This is a genomic window from Maribacter luteus, assembly GCF_009674825.1.
In the GTDB taxonomy this organism is placed as follows: domain Bacteria; phylum Bacteroidota; class Bacteroidia; order Flavobacteriales; family Flavobacteriaceae; genus Maribacter_A; species Maribacter_A luteus.
In genome coordinates this window covers 26,701-44,904 of record NZ_WKJH01000001.1, presented here as the reverse complement: position 1 = coordinate 44,904, position 18,204 = coordinate 26,701, and the positions used below count along the sequence as shown (strand labels likewise).

The following is an 18,204-nucleotide window of genomic DNA, read 5'->3' as shown; positions in this document are numbered from 1 at the left end:
ATTCTGGAATTTAACAAAAAAAGCCAAAAGATACTGCTTATGCCCTTTTTTTTCTATATTTGAGTAATCGATTAAGTGGTTAATATCATCGATGAAATACCAAAACCCCCATTTGGAATGAAAAATATTGTCATAATTGGAGCATCAGGAGAGCATTGTAGAGTTTTGGATTCTGTAGTTGGTAAAGAGAATTACGAATTTATTGGCTATGTAGATTCTTTTAAAAAAAAAGGTAGAAAGCATAATGGATTCCCTGTTCTTGGGAATGAATCAGATCTTCCTTATCTTATTGATAAGCATAATATTTATGGAGGAATAGTAGCAATTAAAGACGATCGGGAGAAAAGTATGGTCGTTGACAGGGTCTTAAAGATTATACCCGATTTTAATTTTATATCCTCTTATCTGCCAACATTGAATACAGAAAGAAATTTGTCGGTAAGTAATGGTAGAATGGTAGTGCAAAATGATTATCTTCATTCATTCAAAGATCAAACACCTGAAAATAAGATTTTTATACACAGATTGGCCGATGTGCAGACCAGTAATATTGGTGTCAAAACCAAAGTATGGCAATTCAGTGTAATTCTAAAGAATGCCCGAATTGGAGAAAATTGCAATATTAATAGTCATACCTTTATTGAAAATAATGTTGTTGTAGGGGATAATGTTACGGTTAAATGTGGAGTTTATCTTTGGGACGGAATGAGGATTGAAGATGATGTCTTCATTGGACCTAATGTTACTTTTACGAACGATAAATATCCTAGGTCAAAGAGTTATCCAAAGAAGTTCCAGGAAACCATAATAAAGAAAGGAGCATCAATTGGTGCAAATGCTACTGTCCTAGGGGGAATAACTATTGGTGAAAATGCCATGATAGGGGCAGGTAGTGTTGTTTCTAAAAATATACCTGACGGAGAACTGTGGGTTGGAAATCCAGCTAAGTTCGTTAGAAAGATGGTGCAGGAATATTCTTCGTGTTGTAGCTAATGAAGGCTGATATCAATGCGTCATATTTTGGTGGCACTTCAATCATGCCTTTTTATTCAAGTGAAACCAATCATTTGCCTTATTGATTTGAATCAATTAAATCCACGCATATTTGGAAAATTTAAAATTCCATATCCTGTTGTAAAATCAATTGCAAGTAGTTTTGGTTGATCAGCTTCTTCATCAATCTACTGACATCTAAAACCTTTTGGCCTAAGTTATACTTTTTGGCATATTAATTAATATTACCTTTGCGCCAAAATAAAGTTGTATGAGTGCTATAGTCGCTATTGTTGGAAGGCCAAATGTTGGGAAATCTACCTTTTTTAATCGTTTGATCCAAAGGAGGGAAGCTATTGTTGATGCTGTAAGTGGCGTAACTCGTGACAGACATTATGGTAAGAGCGATTGGAACGGCAAAGAGTTCTCATTGATCGATACTGGAGGTTACGTGGTTGGTAGTGATGATATCTTTGAACAGCAGATAGATAAACAGGTTGAGTTGGCTATTGAGGAGGCCGATGCCCTAATTTTTATGGTTGATGTTGAGACTGGTGTTACCGGTATGGACGAAGATGTCGCCAAATTATTACGTAGGGTGAAAAAACCGGTTTTTTTAGCCGTGAATAAGGTTGATAACGCCAAAAGGGCAGAAGATGCCGTAGAATTTTACGGACTGGGATTAGGGGAATATTATCCGCTATCGAGTATCAATGGTAGTGGCACAGGTGAGTTATTGGATGCGTTGGTTGAGGTGTTACCGGAAATTGAGGAGGAAGAAAGTGAATTGCCAAGATTTGCCGTGGTAGGTAGGCCCAATGCAGGTAAATCATCATTTATAAATGCGTTGATCGGGGAAGAACGTTATATTGTTACCGATATAGCAGGTACTACACGTGATAGTATCGATACTAAATACAATCGTTTTGGATTTGAATTCAATTTGGTCGATACTGCCGGCATCCGTAGAAAATCCAAAGTAAAGGAAGATCTTGAGTTCTACTCGGTCATGCGTTCCGTTCGGGCCATTGAGCATAGTGATGTTTGCCTGTTGGTTATGGATGCTACAAGGGGTTTTGACGGTCAGGTCGCCAATATCTTTTGGTTGGCACATAGAAATAATAAAGGTATCGTGATATTGGTCAATAAATGGGATTTGGTAGAGGATAAAGAGACCAATACCATGAAACAGTACACTGAAAAGATAAAAAAGGCTATTGAACCTTTTACAGATGTTCCTATTCTTTTTATTTCTGCACTGACCAAACAGCGTATTTATAAGGCAATAGAAACAGCGGTGCAGGTGTATAATAACAGAAATACAAAAATACCTACCCGTAAGTTCAATGATATTATGCTGCCAATCATTGAAAATTATCCGCCTCCTGCGTATAAAGGAAAGTTTGTGAAAATCAAGTTTTGTACCCAATTGCCAACGCCATATCCGCAATTTGCATTTTTTTGCAATCTACCGCAATATGTGCGTGAGCCTTATAAGAGGTATTTGGAGAATAAACTGAGGGAGAATTTTGATTTCTCTGGAGTACCGATCAAGGTCTTTATGAGAAAAAAGTAGTCAAATCAACTTTAGTCTAGGGAAATAATGTAGAATCCGTTGGTTTTTTCAAGTGGACTTCCGTTAATCTCCAGACTTTGTACTATTGCCACATTACCACAGCAAGAATTGTTTTGGGCCTCTGATTTAATGAAGGTTGCTTTCATTTGAAATAGTTCTTCATTTCCTAAGTGCACGGTATATACATACTCGCCTTCGGTCCAATTAGGATTTTGAATAAAAAGAATGGGATTTTGGGTAGAATCTAAATCCGACACAAGGGAAATATTGGTTTCCATGGCTGTTTCGCCCTCAATGGTGATATTATCTAAAGTATAATCTCCATTGGAAAAAATAGTAGTGCCATTAGCCAGAATATCAAAACCTATAGAAGGAGAGCCTAAACATAAAACTGCGGAACAATCGGTTTTATCGTCCTCACAAGAAAATATAAAAGATAAAAAGAGTAAACCAATAAAAATCTTCTTTAAAACCATATGTATTTTTATTGAGAAGATAAACAAATGAGGAAAGGGTTGCTTTTCATCCTAAAGGAAAAACAAAAGTTTTGATTACCAACCACCGGAAGCCCCGCCTCCGCCAAAGCCGCCTCCGCCAAAGCCACCACTGAAACCACCGCCACTACCAAAGCCACCACCGGAACCAAATCCGCCACTGGAACGGCCTCCGCGCCCCATATTACTAAGGATGATAACATCCCATAGGTCGAGTCCGGATTTTCTGCCACCACCTTTGCCACCTCCGTTTCTTCGGTTACGACTGGAAAGTATGATCATGATCACTATGAAAATAATGATGGGTAAAAAGGTATCAAACGGTATGCCCGGGTTGTCGTTTAAGGTTCGTTCTTCTTTGAATTCTCCACTCAAAACCTGAAAAATGGCATCGGCCCCGTTGTTCAGTCCACCATAAAAATCATTTTGTTTAAATTGGGGTATAATGACATTTTCTATGATTCTTCTAGACATGGCATCTGTCAATGAACCTTCAACCCCATAACCTGTTTGTATGGTTATATGTCTATCGTCTTTAGCTAATAAAATGAAAATACCGTTGTCCTTGCCTTTTTGGCCAATTCCCCAGGAATGTCCCCATTGTGTTGCCAAGTATTTTATTTCCTCACCTTCGGTAGAACTGATAATGGCTACGACTATTTGGGTAGAGGTACTATCTGAATATCGTATGAGTTTTTGTTCTAGGTTATTTTTTTGGTTTTCACCTAATAGACCTATGTAGTCGTAAACACTCGTTTCTTTTTTAGGTTTTTCGGGTATCTGGAATTGGCAGTAAGAACCCAATCCCCAGAACAAAAACAATACAAGTAAACTAGTTTTTAGATATTTCATTGCTCAGCTCATTTACATCTCCATGATGCCATGGGAAATGTACTTCCAACTCCTTTCCTGCTTTTGTTATACCTTCTATAAGCCCTTCTTTGAATCTTCCGTTTTTAAAATGGGCCTCAATTATATCCTTTGTAGATTTCCAGAAATCCTCAGGAACAGCATTGTTTATGCCACGGTCGCCATAGATGGCAAACTTTTTGTCATTTACCGCAACATAAATAAGTACTCCGTTTTCTTCCTTGGTGTTATCCATCTTCAGTAAATGGAATACCTCCTTGGCCCGGTCAAGTAGATCGATTTTCGTTCTGGATTCCAAATGAACACGAATTTCCCCAGAAGTTTTCTTTTCGGCATCTACAATGGCCTGGATAATTTCCTGCTCTTCTTCCGCCGTTAATAAATCTTCTACTTTAGACATGGTAAGGTCTATTTAAAATCGAAATTCACGTCTGGTGCTTGTTCTGCCCCAGCTTCTGATTTGAAGTAAGATAGTTCTTCAAAATTGAATAACCCTGACAATAAGGAATTAGGGAAGGTCTTTATGTGATTGTTATAGGGTTCAACCGTGGCATTGAAACGATCCCGAGCAACATTGATTCGGTTTTCAGTTCCTTCTAGCTGGGATTGCAATTCCAAAAAGTTTTGGTTGGCCTTTAAGTCGGGATACCTTTCAACGGTAACCAAGAGACTTTTTAAAGCTCCACTTAAACCTCCTTGCACTTCATTGAATTTTGCCAATTGTTCAGGGGTGATATTGGTTGGGTCAATAGAGACCGATGTAGCTTTAGCCCTTGCTTCGATAACATCTGTTAGTGTTCCCCTTTCAAAATCCGCTGCTCCTTGTACCGTCTTCACCAAGTTATCTATAAGGTCATTTCTACGTTGGTAGGCACTCTCTACATTGGCCCAGGTTTTTGTTGATGTTTCTTTCAGTTTTATGGCTGTATTGTTAAAACCTACACCCCATTGGTACAGTCCAAAGGCTACTACGGCCAGTATAATCAAGGGAATTAACCATTTTTTCATGTTCGTCTGTGTTTATAGTTATTTATAGTTGATCTTTAATTTTTATAAGCTCACTTTTTACCCGTTCCAATTTTTGGATGATTTCAAAACTAGATAAGGTTTTTTGCTTTTCCTCTTTTAAATGTGTTTTAGCCCCTTCAAGCGTAAATCCCCTTTCTTTCACCAAATGATAGATTAATTGAAGGTTTTTTATATCCTGTGGAGTGAATTTACGATTGCCTTTAGCGTTCTTTTTAGGCTTTAAAGCATCGAATTCTTTTTCCCAAAAACGTATTAAGGAGGTGTTTACACCGAATGCCTTGGCAACCTCGCCAATACCATAATATCTTTTCTCGGGCAAGTCTATATGCATTAATCCAAGGATTGGTTTTCTTGATTGGCGTATTTCAACATGTTCTTGAATTCCTCGGGGGTTAAACTGCCATAATAGAAGTTGATAGGATTTATTCTTTCGTTGTCCTTCCAAACCTCATAATGTAAATGGGGTCCTTGTGATCGTCCGGTGTTACCAACGAATCCAATAAGATCTCCTCGTTTTACTTTCTGCCCTTTCTTTACGTTGTATTGACTCATATGTGCATATAGGCTTAAATAGCCATAGCCGTGATCAATACGAATGTGCTTCCCGTAACCCGAAGAATTATTGTCCGCTCTAGTGACCGTACCATCTCCCGAAGCATAAATGGGGGTTCCTTTCGGGGCGGTGAAATCCATTCCCCAATGTTTTTTACGTGCCTTTGTAAAAGGGTCGGTTCGCCACCCATAGCCAGAAGCCATTCGGGTAAGGTCTTCGTTGTTCACTGGTTGAATCGCCGGTATGGCCGCCAATAATTTTTCTTTCTCCTCGGCCAATTTGGTGATCTCGTCCAAGGACTTGGATTGTATGGCCAGTTGTTTTTTGATGATATCCATTCTTTTGGTCGTGGCAATGACCATTTCCGAATTATTGAAGCCTTCTAGTGCCTTATACCTGTTTACCCCACCAAAACCAGCGCGTCGCTGCTCATCAGGAATAGGGTTCGCCTCAAAATACAACCTATATATGTTGTTGTCGCGATCTTCTACATTGGCCAGAACATCTTCAATCTGCTCCATTTTTTTGTTTAGAAGCTCAAATTGCAATTCGTAGTTCTTGACTTCCCGTTGTAGGGAAAGTTCCCTTGGGGTATTTATCAGATTGGTGTTCAGCAAGAGCACCAAGGAAAGTAGCCCAAAAAGAAATGAGCCTAGGATAAACAAAGCAATATTGCGGAATCGCTTAGTTTTTTTTGGCTCTATCTTTCGATATGAAAGTGTGTCCGGATCGTAATAATACTTTACTTTAGACATGAATGGATTTTATCCTATTTTTGTGCATTCGATTTTTCGAAACAAACAAATATAAAAATTGTTTCGCACAATTACTTAAAATTATTAAAACCTTACCATTTTAGATGAATTCCAAGGATATTAGGACCCAATTTTTGAACTTTTTTAAGGAAAAGAACCATAAGATAGTACCCTCTGCGCCCATGGTCATAAAAGATGATCCGACATTGATGTTTACCAATGCGGGCATGAACCAGTTTAAGGAATTCTTTTTGGGGAATAGTGTGGTCAAGAACAAACGTGTTTCCGATACACAGAAATGTTTACGGGTAAGTGGTAAACACAATGATTTGGAAGAGGTAGGTAAAGATACTTATCACCACACCATGTTCGAAATGTTGGGTAACTGGAGCTTTGGTGATTATTTTAAAACTGAAGCAATAGCTTGGGCATGGGAATTATTGACCGATATCCTTAAAATCGATAAAGACAGTTTATATGTATCGGTCTTTGAGGGTAGTGATGATGCCGATAAACTTGGAATGGATACGGAAGCGTATGATTTATGGAGCGCCATTGTGCCCAAGGACCGTATCATAATGGGCAATAAAAAGGATAATTTTTGGGAAATGGGAGATCAAGGTCCATGTGGTCCTTGTTCGGAAATTCATGTAGATATTCGCTCGGCGGAAGAAAAAGCTAAAATTTCAGGGGCTTCTTTGGTCAATAAAGATCACCCGCTAGTCGTAGAGATTTGGAACTTGGTTTTTATGCAATACAATCGTAAGGCGGACGGAAGTTTGGAGCCCTTACCAGAGAAACATGTAGATACGGGAATGGGATTTGAACGTTTGTGCATGGTATTGCAAGGGGTACAGTCCAATTACGATACCGATGTTTTTACCCCGATCATCCGTGAGATTGAAGCCATTACCGGGAAGGATTATGGTAAAAAAGAAGAAACCGATATTGCCATTCGTGTAATCGCCGATCATATTCGCGCTGTGGCCTTTTCAATAGCGGACGGACAATTGCCCAGTAATACCGGAGCAGGCTATGTTATACGTAGGATTCTTAGAAGGGCCATTCGTTATGGGTTTACGTTCTTAAATACAAAGGAGCCTTTTATGTACCGTTTGGTCAATGTACTAACAGAGAATATGGGAACTGCGTTTCCAGAGTTGAAAGAACAACGACAATTGATCGAGAACGTGGTCAAGGAAGAGGAACATTCGTTTTTACATACTTTGGAGCAAGGGTTGGTTTTATTGGATAATGTGGTAAAACAGTCCAACGGCAAAGAGATTTCAGGTAGAAAAGCCTTTGAATTATACGATACTTATGGTTTTCCGATAGATTTAACGGGATTGATTTTAGAGGAAAAAGGCTATACGTTAGATGAAAAAGGTTTTCATGAAGCCATGCAAGAACAGAAAAATCGGTCTAGGTCTGCTTCCGAGGTGGCCAAAGCCGATTGGGAAATCTTGATGAACGACTCCGAGCAGGAATTTGTGGGTTATGATGTTTTAGAGACCAAGGTGAAATTAGTGAAATATCGAAAGGTTACCTCTAAGAAAGAAGGTGAACAATATCAAGTGGTATTTAATTTAACGCCTTTTTACCCTGAAGGAGGGGGGCAAGTTGGTGATAAAGGATATTTGGAGGCTCCCAATGGCGATGTATTCTATATTGTCGATACGAAAAAGGAGAACAATGAAATTGTTCATTTTGCGAAGCACTTGCCTAAGAACACTTCTGAAACGTTTAAGGCAGTGGTCGATAAAAAACAACGTCAGCGAACGGCCGCCAACCATACGGCAACACATTTGTTGCATCAAGCACTTCGGGAGATTTTGGGCACACATGTAGAACAAAAAGGTTCCGCGGTCCATTCTAAATACCTGCGTTTTGATTTTTCCCACTTTGCCAAGTTAACGGTCGAAGAGCTAAGGGCTGTTGAGAATTTCGTAAATGCACGAATTGATGGCCAATTACCATTACAGGAGAACCGCAATGTGCCTATGGAAGATGCCATGAAGGAAGGGGCAATGGCCCTTTTTGGGGAAAAATATGGTGATGCCGTTCGTACAATACGTTTTGGGCAATCCATAGAATTGTGTGGAGGTACCCATGTGAAGAACACTGCCGATATTTGGCATTTTAAAATTAAATCGGAAGGAGCTGTCGCTGCTGGAGTACGCAGGATAGAGGCCATTACCTTAGATGCCGTCAAGGATTTCTATTATCAGAATAATCGCAGCCTTTTTGAAATCAAGGACCTGCTGAACAATGCCCAAGACCCTGTTAAGGCGGTAGAGGCCCTACAGGCAGAAAATATTAGATTAAAGAAAGAGGTTGAAGTTTTGTTGAAAGACAAGGCAAAAAACCTAAAAGGAGAATTATTGTCCGAATTGGAAGAAGTGAATGGGATAAATTTCATGGCCAAAAAATTGGATTTGGATGCTGCCGGGATCAAAGACCTTTCCTTTGAAATGGGGAATAGCCATAACAATCTGTTTTTACTCTTCGGTACGGAGCAGAATGGCAAAGCATTGCTTTCGTGCTATATTTCCAAAGAATTGGTATCGGAAAAAAACCTGAATGCGGGCACGATCGTTCGGGAACTCGGCAAATTTATCCTAGGAGGTGGCGGCGGACAACCCTTCTTTGCTACAGCAGGTGGTAAAAACCCTGCAGGTATAGATGAGGCATTGGCCAAGGCAAAAGAGTATCTTAACTAAAATCATGAAGCTCCAAACCCAAGTATCTTTAAAGAAGGCGAAAAAACAAATTGATTATCAGAGCCGGTTGTTGTTGCTGGGGTCATGTTTTGTTGAGAATATAGGGGCAAAATTGGAATATTTTAAGTTTAGGACAATGCAGAATCCTTTTGGGATTTTGTTTCACCCTAAAGCTATTGAGAAGCTTATTTCTAAGGTTATAAAAGGGGAGGTTTATTCGGTGGATGATATTTTTCATCAGAATGAAAGATGGCATTGTTTTGATGCACATTCAGACTTAAGTGATCCATCCAAAGAAAATTTGCTATTGAATCTGAATAACGCCTTGGCCCAAACCAAGGAACAACTTTCAGTTGCGACCCATGTTTTGATTACTTTGGGAACGGCATGGGTATATCGGCATAAAGAATCGGATACAATAGTGGCCAATTGCCATAAGGTTCCTCAAAAGAGCTTTTACAAGGAATTACTTTCGGTGACAGAAATCGCTGAAAGTTTAAGGAGGACAATAGATTTGATACAAGCTGAAGATCCTAAAATACAATGTGTGTTTACGATATCACCGGTTAGGCATCTAAAGGACGGATTTGTGGAAAATCAACGGAGTAAGGCTCATTTAATAGCGGCTATGCATGAAGTGCTTGAAGATTCCAAACTTGAAGCCGAAATAAGTTATTTTGAAAGTTATGAGCTTGTCATGGACGAACTCAGGGACTATCGTTTTTATAAGAACGATTTGGTACATCCCAATGATTTGGCAGTGGAATATATTTGGGAAAAATTCAGTTCGGTTTGGATTTCAGAAAATGCAAAGAATACGATGGCTTCCGTTGAAGAGATACGGAAAGGACTGCAACATCGCCCTTTTTATCCTGAATCGGAACAGCATCGTAAATTCGTGGAATCGTTAGAACGAAAGATGGAGAAAGTACGGCAAAATCATCCATTTATTGATTTCACGGTCTAATGCGTCAAAATATCATCGTATTTTATAAATTTCATTAATGAAAAGAATATTAATAGGAGCCTTGATCACATTGGCAATAATTTTAGTATTTAGATCTTGTTGGGAAGATAAAAAAGAGAAATCCATTCTACAGGAAAACTCTATGTTGATACAACAGCAGATCAATAATGTTTCCAAACTGATCGTAACCGAAGGGCATTTTGCGGAAGTTTATAACTATAAAGATTCCCAAGAATTATTCGGTGCATTAATCACGGCCGATAAAAAGGCTTTAGTAGTCGTGAATGCCGAGGTTTTGGTGACTTATGATTTAACTAAAATTGATTTTGAAGTTATTGAGGAAACCAGAACATTACGAATAAATAGTATTCCGGAGCCTGAGATTAAGATAAATCCCGATTTTGAATATTATGATGTAACCGCCGATTATTTGAATCCGTTCAAAGCTTCTGACTATAATAAGATAAAACGTAACGTAAACGCATCACTTATGAAAAAGGTCGAAGCCTCATCCTTAATATCAAATGCAGGGAACAGATTGTTCAGTGAGCTTTCAAAATTTTATATCTTGACCAATTCCATGGGTTGGACTTTGGTTTACCGGGATAGGGATATCGAGAACATGGAAGGTTTACGGATGTTGGATGAAATTTCTGCGGATTAGGTGGGGTAGCTTGCTATTTCACAAAGGTATTGGCCCACTTTATATAGTTTTCCCAATCGTAATCCATCACATCGTGAATGCCCGTGCGAATGTGGTAAGCTACCGTGTTTTGAATGGGGGCATTGGTCTTGGGCATTTCCTTGGATGTAATTCCCTTCCTACCGTATAATCCATAAACAGAAGATGCATAATAGGTAGAAAGGAACTCACCCTTTGGATCGGCCCATTTATCCTCTTCTGCACTGGCGATGTATAAAGGTCTTGGTGCTATCAAGGCCAACAATTGATGTTGGTCGACAGGAAGCGTTCTTTCATTGTTGTCGTATTTTAAAAAGCTATCTGCAAACCAATGCGGAAAAGAAGTGTTGATTTGTGCTACAGTTTCACCAAATTGCCGCCTACTCAAGGCAGCACCGCCACAACCGGAATTATTGCTTATGACCCCGGCAAACCTTTTATCTGTGGCCCCGGCCCATAGCGCGGCTTTGCCTAAGCGCGAGTGTCCAAAAACAAATACTTTGGAGATATTGACATCGCTTTCGAGGTAGTTCATCGCCTTGCTCAAGCCAAAGGCCCAAGCCGAGATACTGCCCCACTCATTCGTTTTGGGCTTGGTTTGTCCGTCCCTATAAAATAGGGAATGTACACCATCTGAAAAATCGTTTTTATCTGGGTCTATTTCGCCATAGTAAATCGTAGCAAGGCCAAACCCATTGTCGAGCATTTTTTCTATGGCCCATCGATGTGTTCGTATCCCTCTACTGCTCTCCGACGCTTTGTTGTCCGTTATGCCAAAAGCTTCATTGTTCTTTACCCAAGCTTTGGTGATAGCAACATTTGGGTCAGCGGTCACCGTATGGTTGCCGTAAAAATTATAACCAAGGAAAACGGGTGCTGTTGGATTTCCCTTTGGAAGATAAATAAGCATGTAATAGGTAATGGTTTTTTTGTTCTTCTTTAAGGTAATGGCAATCTGTTTGCGCCTTGCTTTTCCACCATAGGCGTCATTGCTTTCTTCCAAAAGTTTAAAGCCATACTCATCCAACCGATCGGGAACCTTTCCATAAACTTGCTTTTCAAAGAATTGCAAAATCTCACGGCGCCTGTTTTCTTCCCATTCGGTTTGATTGGTGATGGGATTGCCACTAAAAGAAGTCAATACATCCGGAAGTGTAAATTTGGGAACTTTTGATTCATCGTAATTGGCCTGCGATTGTGCAAGGCCTAGGGAGGTAAAAAATAAAATAGCGATTAAGATATAGATTCTCATAGTATTGGATGGTAAGGTTGGTGATTCATTTTCATTTGGCGCGATGTGTATGGAAATTTTCATTGACCAATGCAACCCCGTCATCGATCAAATGACCTACTGTTGGGTTGTCTAGTTTTACATTTTCCAAATGGTCACGTATATCTCCTGCAAATATGAAATCGTTGTTGGATTTGGCAAGTTCATAAAGTTCAACGGACAACAGCCAATCTTCAGGGTGGTTGGCCTTAATTTCAGCAAAGACCTTGTTCCGTGAGATTGTCGTGTTTTTTCCTTCCCTAAAATCACGGACTTGTTGGTAAAGTTGCTCCAATTTAATTCTTTGTTCGTTTTTCTTAGGTTTTACCGTTGTGGTTTGTATATCATGGGAAAGTAAATTGAAACTGTTCATATCTGCCGGGCCATTAAAGGCAGAAACAATTCGTTCCCCTATGGCCATATGATAAAGGTTTTCATGGGATTGGAAAAGAATCTTGCCTTGGCAAGTTACGGTGCAATCTTTTAATGTAACTAAAATGATTTGTCCCCCCAGATTTCTGGTTCCTGTAATAATAAGACCAGTTACGTTGACTTCTCCTTCAAATTCTATGGAAACCCTTTCCCCTTCATAAATATTATAGGCCTTAAGATCCCGAGGGCTCATATCTTCAATGGCCAGGTTAATGCCTTTTAGTTTCCCAAGCGGACTACCGAAACCTGATGGATGCTTTTCGATTCCATGTCCTATCAATTCCTTTTCGCGATATGCCAAAGCAGTGGCCCCGTTGGTTTTAAAGAAAACAGGTTTGCCGTCATATGATATGACTTTTTCGAAGTTTCCTGAAATCTGCAATCCTGTACTAAGTTCTATAGTTCCCAATTCTTTCGAATTGATCAGTTTGTCAATGCCCTTCAGTCCTCCTTGCCGCAAGGCCATTGTGCTGGCAAATTCCTCCAATACTTGGCTAAGAAATGCAAAATCGGGGGTAACGAACAATTGCGGTTGCGGTTTGGTAATATCAAATGAAGTGTGGGCGGCCTTTAGTGAATATGGTATTTTGTCCACTTTGTTGGTCATGCACCAAGCACTTTCCCCAATAGAAGACAAAAGGCCTGCACCATATATTTTCGGGTTCTCCGGAGTGCCGATCAGGCCATATTCAACTGTCCACCAATGTAAATTTCGAATGAGGGCCATTTCACTGGGTTCGCCCATGTTTCGTTGAAGCTCTGAAATATGGTCTTCTGCTTTTTTTATTTCACTTTCAGCAGTTCCGATTGCTTCCTTGATAATGGATAAATGTCGTACGGCCTCATACAACTCAAAGTCTTTGGCGCTTGATATGGCTTTACTTCCTATTTCTCCAAAGCGTCTCAGATACTCGGCATATTCCGGATTGGCGATAATAGGGGCGTGGCCTGCACCTTCGTGGATAATATCCGGAGCAGGGGTATATTCTATATGTTCCAGTTGACGTATGTCCGAGGCAATGACCAAGACATTATAAGCTTGAAACTCCATAAAGGCAGAAGGGGGAATAAAACCATCTACTGCAACAGCTGCCCATCCGATATCTTTAAGGATTCGGTTCATGCCGTACATATTGGGAATCTGTTCTATCGAAATCCCTGTTTTTTTCAATCCTTCTAAATAAGATTCATGGGCAACATGGCCAAGGTAATCTACATTTTTTCGCATTACATAGCGCCACACGGCCTGATCTATTGCCGAATAACCCCCATAATCCTGAGGTTTTATGTATTGCCGTAAATGCTTTGGCAGTTTGTCCAGTATGGGATTGCTTTCGTATGGCACCTTTCTTGGGTTTATGTTCGACTTAAAGTTACGAAAACAGTATTTTATGGGAAATTTAGGGTAAGGCATACAAAAACCGCCGTTTTAAAAGGCGGTTTTGAGTCATTATTTTGAAGTATTTCCCGGAGGATATTGTTGTAATATTTCATACACGAATTCCTTGATACGAGCTTCTTTCTTTTCGATGTCCCTCGTATTGTTCAAGGAGCCGACCCCTTTGCCTTGCCAAACCAATTCCTTGTTTTGGGCATCAATCAAATCAATATAGAGGGAGCCTTGTGTACGAGTGCTTACAGCAGGACTGTTCCATCCCCATCCAGGACCAAAACCGCCCCAGTAATAAGGACTCCATCCCCAACCACCGCCCCAGTAGTTGTTGTATACATCAACCTGTTCTTGTTCTTTGGTGAAAATACTGACCAAAACATCGGGGTTTTCAGATTTAACCATACCTCGAGAACTTAATTCGGCATCTATGGCTTTTAATATCCTCTTTTTATCCAAGTCCGAAATATGGGCCTTGTCAATACCCGTTTTGTAGAAGGCATAGGATTTGTACCCATTAAAATCCGCTTCCCTATCATAATCCGATAGAACGCGAACAGAAACACAGGAACTTAAAAAAAGTAGGGCCATAATCGGTAACGCGAGAATTTTCATTGTTTTCATAACTTATTTTTTAGGAATTAATGCAGTATCACTAAATGAAAAAGCTCAAAAATCGTGCCGAAAGGGCTGGAAATCATTGAGAATTTGTTTTCGCTTCGTACCCGTATGGGCAGTGTCTGCAACCACTCTCACAGCAATAACCGCGCTTAAGGTGGTACTGTTCAGTAAAGACCCTGTAGCCAGATTCGGAGAGATAGTAATCGCCTTCTTCTGGCTTTAATATTTTTTTCATCGGGATCGGAATGGTATTTGTTCTGAATCTGTAAAATTAAAGGTTTTCTATTGAAAAGCCTTTTGATTTATTGTGATGATCCATTTTTTATCGAGATTTTGGATATATTGTTGTGCCGTACCAATTTATTGGTAACGATTCCCCGATGACTGCAATTGGTCGAATTTTAACAATTATCTTTGAATAGGGGCGTTATTTATCTGAGTTATGATTTTAGTCTTTAAACATTTTTTTTACAAAAATTACGTGGGCCTATCTCTTTGGCCTTTCATAATCTTGAAAAATGAAGACCTAAAGAAGGATAGCTATCTTATCAACCATGAGAAAATACACCTTGAACAGCAAAAGGAATTATTGATCGTTCCTTTTTATATGTTGTATGTAACCGAGTGGGCCATAAGGTCTTTGTGTTATTTTGATAGTTATAAAGCATACCAAAACCTAAGCTTTGAAAGAGAGGCCTATCGCAACGAAAAGAATCTTGATTACATTGCAAATCGTTCCAAATTCAGCTTTATTAGATATCTTTGGCGCTGAAAACATGATAAGTGCAAACTGAAAATCAAAAAATAAACCTTCCAATATTAGAAGAAAAAAAGGTGACTCTTTCCATTAAAAGGGAAGATAAGATACACCCTTTTGTTTCAGGGAATAAATACCGAAAGCTAAAATACAACGTGCAAAAGGCCTTACAGGATAATTATGATACCCTTTTGACCTTCGGAGGTGCTTTTTCCAATCATATTGCGGCAGCGGCTTGTGCCGCACAGGAAAGTGGGTTACGGAGCATAGGTATAATACGCGGAGAGGAATTGGCCTATAAATGGAAGGACAATCCTACGTTGGCAACAGCCGCAGATATGGGAATGCAGTTACAATTCGTTCCCCGTAATTTATATAGGGAGAAAAACAGTGAAGAGTTCCTTGGGCATTTGAAATCGGAATTCGGAAGATTTTATCTTTTGCCTGAAGGAGGTTCAAATGATTTGGCGGTTAAGGGTTGTGAAGAGATTTTGACCGAGGACGATACGGTTTTCGATATTATTTGTGGCTGTGTAGGCACGGGTGGGACCATAGCGGGTATGATCAATGCCACGGGCAATCATCAAAAGGTATTGGGGTTTCCAGCGTTAAAAGGGGATTTTTTAAAAGAAAGTATTCGTAAATTTACCGCAAAAGAAAATTGGGAATTACAAACGACGTACCATTTTGGTGGTTATGCCAAAGTAACCTCTGAGTATATAAATTTCATAAATGAATTTAAGCGTTGTACCCAAATTCCTTTGGATCCGGTATATACGGGAAAAATGATGTATGGCCTGATGGATATGGTCAAAAACGATCGTTTTTTGCCGGGAACTAGAATATTGGCCATTCATACAGGAGGGTTGCAAGGAATTAAAGGGATGAATGTTACCTTGAAAAAGAAAAACTTACCATTGATAGATCTATGATAAAAAGACTGGTTTTCATATCGATTTTAGGAATTTTACTTCTTGGCTGTAAAGCAAAGAAACGAACTGTTTCTTCCGATAGTTCCAAACAGGAAAGTACATTGGGAGGTAATAAAAATACCCAGATGGATTATGAATCTACAGGGCTTTACCCCCTTCCTGCGGATACCGGTAAATTTCAAAGATTTTCTATTGGTTCCGTTGAAGAATATATAGATACGTTTTCCGAAATAGCACAATACGAAATGAAAGCCTATGGTATACCGGCAAGTATTACCTTGGCCCAAGGCCTACTAGAAAGTGGATTTGGAAAAGGGGATTTGGCAGTAAGGACAAACAACCATTTTGGAATAAAATGCCATAAAGGTTGGCAAGGTGATTATGATTTTCATGATGATGATGAAAAAGGGGAATGTTTCCGAAAATACAACCACCCCATGTATTCTTATAGGGACCATAGTGAGTTTTTGTCAAAAAGGGCCCGATATTCATTCTTGTTCAATTATAGTAGTACGGACTATAAACGATGGGCGAAAGGACTTCGCCAGGCAGGTTACGCGACGGATCATAGATATCCGCAAAAATTGATTTACTTAATTGAAAAACACAAGCTCTATAAATTCGATAAGGGAGTTCAATTGAATGATGCAATTGCCAATTCAGAACCCAAAATTTATGAGAACAGTGTTCACGTTGTGCAAAAGGGTGATACCTTATATTCCCTTTCAAGAAGATATTTTATCTCTGTAGATGAGATTAAAAGAATTAACAATATGAATTCCAATAATTTGGCGATAGGGCAGAAAATTACTGTCAAAACCGAATTGAGCAAAAAATAATAATGATTTATCAAAGAAGTAGTGCCTTGTTCGCAGAGGCCAAGAAGTACATTCCCGGAGGTGTTAATTCACCGGTTAGGGCGTTTAATGCCGTTGGTGGCGATCCCGTTTTCGTAAAGAGTGCCAAAGGCGCTTATTTATATGATGAGGACGGCAATAAGCTTATAGATTATATAGCATCATGGGGCCCTTTGATTTTAGGCCATGCCTATGAACCTGTAATAGAGGCGGTAATTGAAAAAGCAAGGAAAGGAACCTCATTCGGCATGCCGACAGAAGTCGAAACGGCATTGGCCAAATTGGCCGTGTCCATGGTTCCGGATATAGATAAAATCCGTTTTGTAAATAGTGGTACGGAGGCTTGTATGAGTGCAGTGCGGTTGGCCCGCGGTTATACCGGTAAGGATAAGATCATCAAATTCGCCGGCTGTTATCATGGACATTCCGATTCTTTCTTGATACAAGCAGGTAGTGGGGCAGTAACATTCGGTAGTCCAAATAGTCCTGGAGTTACCCAAGGTACGGCTAAGGATACCCTATTGGCCAACTATAACGATTTACAAAGTGTAAGAGAACTGACCAATGCCAATAAAGGGGATATAGCAGCAGTGATCATAGAACCTATTGCAGGGAATATGGGATGCATAATTCCTTCAGAAGATTTTATAAAAGGCTTACGGGAACTTTGTACACAAGAAGGGATCTTACTTATTTTTGATGAGGTAATGACCGGATTTCGTCTTGGAAAAGGAGGTGCTCAAGAAGCTTTGGGAATAGAAGCGGATATTGTGACCTTCGGAAAGGTTATAGGTGGTGGTTTGCCCGTTGGGGCTTTTGCCGCTAAGGAAGAAATAATGGATCACTTAGCTCCTGATGGTCCTGTATACCAAGCAGGGACTTTAAGCGGTAATCCTTTAGCAATGAGTGCAGGATTGGCTATGTTGACAGAATTGGATGCCAAGCCGGAAGTGTTCAAGAGTTTGGCCGATAAAACCGCCTACTTACATAAAGGAATAGAAGATGTTTTGGTGAAAAACGGGATTCCACATCAAATAAATAGATTTGGTAGTATGATGTCGGTACATTTTACCGATGAACCTGTTGTTGACTTTAACTCTTCGGCCAAGGGGAACAACGAAACATTCAAAAAATATTTCCACGGTATGTTACGTGAAGGAGTATATTTGCCACCAAGTGCTTTTGAAAGTTATTTTCTTAACGATGCCCTTTCGTATAACGATTTGGATTTTACCATAAAGGCTCTTGAGAATATCGTAGATGAATTAAAATAAAAAAAGGCGCTTTAAAAGCGCCTTTTATATTT

Annotated in this window: 19 protein-coding genes; 9 read left to right on the top strand and 10 right to left on the bottom strand. The window is 39.6% G+C overall.

Annotation, left to right across the window (positions count from 1 at the left end):
• The first annotated feature begins 117 nt into the window (after window positions 1–117).
• Both GJ691_RS19465 and der read left to right on the top strand, forming a co-directional pair.
• The gene (locus tag GJ691_RS19465; protein ID WP_179954980.1) at window positions 118–993 is read left to right on the top strand and encodes a DapH/DapD/GlmU-related protein; all 876 of its coding nucleotides are present in this window, start codon (window positions 118–120) and stop codon (window positions 991–993) included.
• A 271-nt stretch (window positions 994–1,264) separates the two neighbouring features.
• A complete protein-coding gene (gene der, locus GJ691_RS00200) occupies window positions 1,265–2,569 on the top strand; it encodes a ribosome biogenesis GTPase Der (RefSeq protein ID WP_154362575.1) in 1,305 nt (434 codons plus the stop codon).
• 11 nt (window positions 2,570–2,580) lie between these two features.
• Here the strand turns inward: der and GJ691_RS00195 are convergent, their stop codons facing one another.
• The 6 genes from GJ691_RS00195 to GJ691_RS00170 form a co-directional block, all read right to left on the bottom strand.
• Window positions 2,581–3,045, bottom strand: coding sequence for a hypothetical protein (locus GJ691_RS00195; protein ID WP_154362573.1), 465 nt, complete (start codon window positions 3,043–3,045; stop codon window positions 2,581–2,583).
• Window positions 3,046–3,120: 75 nt separating this feature from the next.
• Complete coding sequence (locus GJ691_RS00190; protein ID WP_154362571.1) at window positions 3,121–3,915, bottom strand: TPM domain-containing protein; 795 nt, start codon at window positions 3,913–3,915, stop codon at window positions 3,121–3,123.
• On the bottom strand, window positions 3,896–4,333 hold the full coding sequence (locus GJ691_RS00185; protein ID WP_154362569.1) for a TPM domain-containing protein: 438 nt from the start codon (window positions 4,331–4,333) through the stop codon (window positions 3,896–3,898). The genes GJ691_RS00190 and GJ691_RS00185 overlap by 20 nt, the downstream gene beginning before the upstream one ends.
• An 8-nt stretch (window positions 4,334–4,341) precedes the next feature.
• Window positions 4,342–4,941 (bottom strand): LemA family protein, encoded by a 600-nt coding sequence (locus GJ691_RS00180; RefSeq protein ID WP_154362568.1) that lies wholly within the window; start codon window positions 4,939–4,941, stop codon window positions 4,342–4,344.
• A 22-nt stretch (window positions 4,942–4,963) separates the two neighbouring features.
• Window positions 4,964–5,293: a MerR family transcriptional regulator gene (locus tag GJ691_RS00175; RefSeq protein WP_154362566.1), complete on the bottom strand. Its 330-nt coding sequence runs from the start codon at window positions 5,291–5,293 to the stop codon at window positions 4,964–4,966.
• Entirely contained in the window at window positions 5,293–6,270 is a 978-nt protein-coding gene (locus GJ691_RS00170; RefSeq protein ID WP_154362564.1) for a M23 family metallopeptidase, read from the bottom strand. Before GJ691_RS00170 ends, GJ691_RS00175 begins: the two co-directional genes overlap by 1 nt.
• Before the next feature lie 104 nt (window positions 6,271–6,374).
• On the opposite strand from GJ691_RS00170, the gene alaS reads away from it, so the two are divergent.
• The 3 genes from alaS to GJ691_RS00155 are packed head-to-tail and all read left to right on the top strand — an operon-like array spanning window position 6,375 to window position 10,621.
• The gene (gene alaS, locus GJ691_RS00165) at window positions 6,375–8,990 is read left to right on the top strand and encodes an alanine--tRNA ligase (RefSeq protein WP_154362562.1); all 2,616 of its coding nucleotides are present in this window, start codon (window positions 6,375–6,377) and stop codon (window positions 8,988–8,990) included.
• A 4-nt stretch (window positions 8,991–8,994) separates the two neighbouring features.
• Window positions 8,995–9,957: a GSCFA domain-containing protein gene (locus tag GJ691_RS00160; RefSeq protein ID WP_154362560.1), complete on the top strand. Its 963-nt coding sequence runs from the start codon at window positions 8,995–8,997 to the stop codon at window positions 9,955–9,957.
• 37 nt (window positions 9,958–9,994) lie between these two features.
• Window positions 9,995–10,621, top strand: coding sequence for a DUF4230 domain-containing protein (locus GJ691_RS00155; RefSeq protein ID WP_154362558.1), 627 nt, complete (start codon window positions 9,995–9,997; stop codon window positions 10,619–10,621).
• Window positions 10,622–10,634: 13 nt separating this feature from the next.
• On the opposite strand, the gene GJ691_RS00150 is transcribed toward GJ691_RS00155, so the two are convergent.
• The 4 genes from GJ691_RS00150 to GJ691_RS19460 form a co-directional block, all read right to left on the bottom strand.
• The gene (locus GJ691_RS00150; RefSeq protein ID WP_154362556.1) at window positions 10,635–11,891 is read right to left on the bottom strand and encodes a glucuronyl esterase domain-containing protein; all 1,257 of its coding nucleotides are present in this window, start codon (window positions 11,889–11,891) and stop codon (window positions 10,635–10,637) included.
• A gap of 31 nt (window positions 11,892–11,922) precedes the next feature.
• Window positions 11,923–13,686 (bottom strand): aromatic amino acid hydroxylase, encoded by a 1,764-nt coding sequence (locus tag GJ691_RS00145; protein WP_343033434.1) that lies wholly within the window; start codon window positions 13,684–13,686, stop codon window positions 11,923–11,925.
• Between the two features lie 105 nt (window positions 13,687–13,791).
• Window positions 13,792–14,355, bottom strand: a complete 564-nt coding sequence (locus GJ691_RS00140) for a DUF4136 domain-containing protein (RefSeq protein ID WP_154362552.1) — start codon at window positions 14,353–14,355, stop codon at window positions 13,792–13,794.
• 73 nt (window positions 14,356–14,428) lie between these two features.
• A complete protein-coding gene (locus GJ691_RS19460) occupies window positions 14,429–14,587 on the bottom strand; it encodes a C1orf53 family protein (protein WP_179954979.1) in 159 nt (52 codons plus the stop codon).
• A gap of 276 nt (window positions 14,588–14,863) precedes the next feature.
• On the opposite strand from GJ691_RS19460, the gene GJ691_RS00135 reads away from it, so the two are divergent.
• From GJ691_RS00135 to hemL, 4 genes are read left to right on the top strand one after another with little or no spacing between them, the layout of a single operon-like run.
• Window positions 14,864–15,124 carry a hypothetical protein gene (locus GJ691_RS00135; RefSeq protein ID WP_317662979.1) on the top strand — a complete coding sequence of 87 codons (261 nt, stop codon included), beginning with the start codon at window positions 14,864–14,866 and terminating at the stop codon, window positions 15,122–15,124.
• Window positions 15,125–15,135: 11 nt separating this feature from the next.
• A complete protein-coding gene (locus tag GJ691_RS00130) occupies window positions 15,136–16,041 on the top strand; it encodes a pyridoxal-phosphate dependent enzyme (RefSeq protein WP_179954978.1) in 906 nt (301 codons plus the stop codon).
• On the top strand, window positions 16,038–16,880 hold the full coding sequence (locus GJ691_RS00125; RefSeq protein WP_154362548.1) for a glucosaminidase domain-containing protein: 843 nt from the start codon (window positions 16,038–16,040) through the stop codon (window positions 16,878–16,880). Before GJ691_RS00130 ends, GJ691_RS00125 begins: the two co-directional genes overlap by 4 nt.
• Before the next feature lie 2 nt (window positions 16,881–16,882).
• Window positions 16,883–18,172, top strand: coding sequence for a glutamate-1-semialdehyde 2,1-aminomutase (hemL, locus tag GJ691_RS00120; protein WP_154362546.1), 1,290 nt, complete (start codon window positions 16,883–16,885; stop codon window positions 18,170–18,172).
• Window positions 18,173–18,204 lie beyond the last annotated feature (32 nt).

What these genes read in the sequence shown, in the direction of transcription:
- GJ691_RS19465 (WP_179954980.1), top strand. Translation starts at nt 118, where the DNA reads ATGAAAAATATTGTCATAATTGGAGCATCAGGAGAGCATTGTAGAGTT.
- der (WP_154362575.1), top strand. Translation starts at nt 1,265, where the DNA reads ATGAGTGCTATAGTCGCTATTGTTGGAAGGCCAAATGTTGGGAAATCT.
- GJ691_RS00195 (WP_154362573.1), bottom strand. Translation starts at nt 3,045, where the DNA reads ATGGTTTTAAAGAAGATTTTTATTGGTTTACTCTTTTTATCTTTTATA.
- GJ691_RS00190 (WP_154362571.1), bottom strand. Translation starts at nt 3,915, where the DNA reads ATGAAATATCTAAAAACTAGTTTACTTGTATTGTTTTTGTTCTGGGGA.
- GJ691_RS00185 (WP_154362569.1), bottom strand. Translation starts at nt 4,333, where the DNA reads ATGTCTAAAGTAGAAGATTTATTAACGGCGGAAGAAGAGCAGGAAATT.
- GJ691_RS00180 (WP_154362568.1), bottom strand. Translation starts at nt 4,941, where the DNA reads ATGAAAAAATGGTTAATTCCCTTGATTATACTGGCCGTAGTAGCCTTT.
- GJ691_RS00175 (WP_154362566.1), bottom strand. Translation starts at nt 5,293, where the DNA reads ATGCATATAGACTTGCCCGAGAAAAGATATTATGGTATTGGCGAGGTT.
- GJ691_RS00170 (WP_154362564.1), bottom strand. Translation starts at nt 6,270, where the DNA reads ATGTCTAAAGTAAAGTATTATTACGATCCGGACACACTTTCATATCGA.
- alaS (WP_154362562.1), top strand. Translation starts at nt 6,375, where the DNA reads ATGAATTCCAAGGATATTAGGACCCAATTTTTGAACTTTTTTAAGGAA.
- GJ691_RS00160 (WP_154362560.1), top strand. Translation starts at nt 8,995, where the DNA reads ATGAAGCTCCAAACCCAAGTATCTTTAAAGAAGGCGAAAAAACAAATT.
- GJ691_RS00155 (WP_154362558.1), top strand. Translation starts at nt 9,995, where the DNA reads ATGAAAAGAATATTAATAGGAGCCTTGATCACATTGGCAATAATTTTA.
- GJ691_RS00150 (WP_154362556.1), bottom strand. Translation starts at nt 11,891, where the DNA reads ATGAGAATCTATATCTTAATCGCTATTTTATTTTTTACCTCCCTAGGC.
- GJ691_RS00140 (WP_154362552.1), bottom strand. Translation starts at nt 14,355, where the DNA reads ATGAAAACAATGAAAATTCTCGCGTTACCGATTATGGCCCTACTTTTT.
- GJ691_RS19460 (WP_179954979.1), bottom strand. Translation starts at nt 14,587, where the DNA reads ATGAAAAAAATATTAAAGCCAGAAGAAGGCGATTACTATCTCTCCGAA.
- GJ691_RS00125 (WP_154362548.1), top strand. Translation starts at nt 16,038, where the DNA reads ATGATAAAAAGACTGGTTTTCATATCGATTTTAGGAATTTTACTTCTT.
- hemL (WP_154362546.1), top strand. Translation starts at nt 16,883, where the DNA reads ATGATTTATCAAAGAAGTAGTGCCTTGTTCGCAGAGGCCAAGAAGTAC.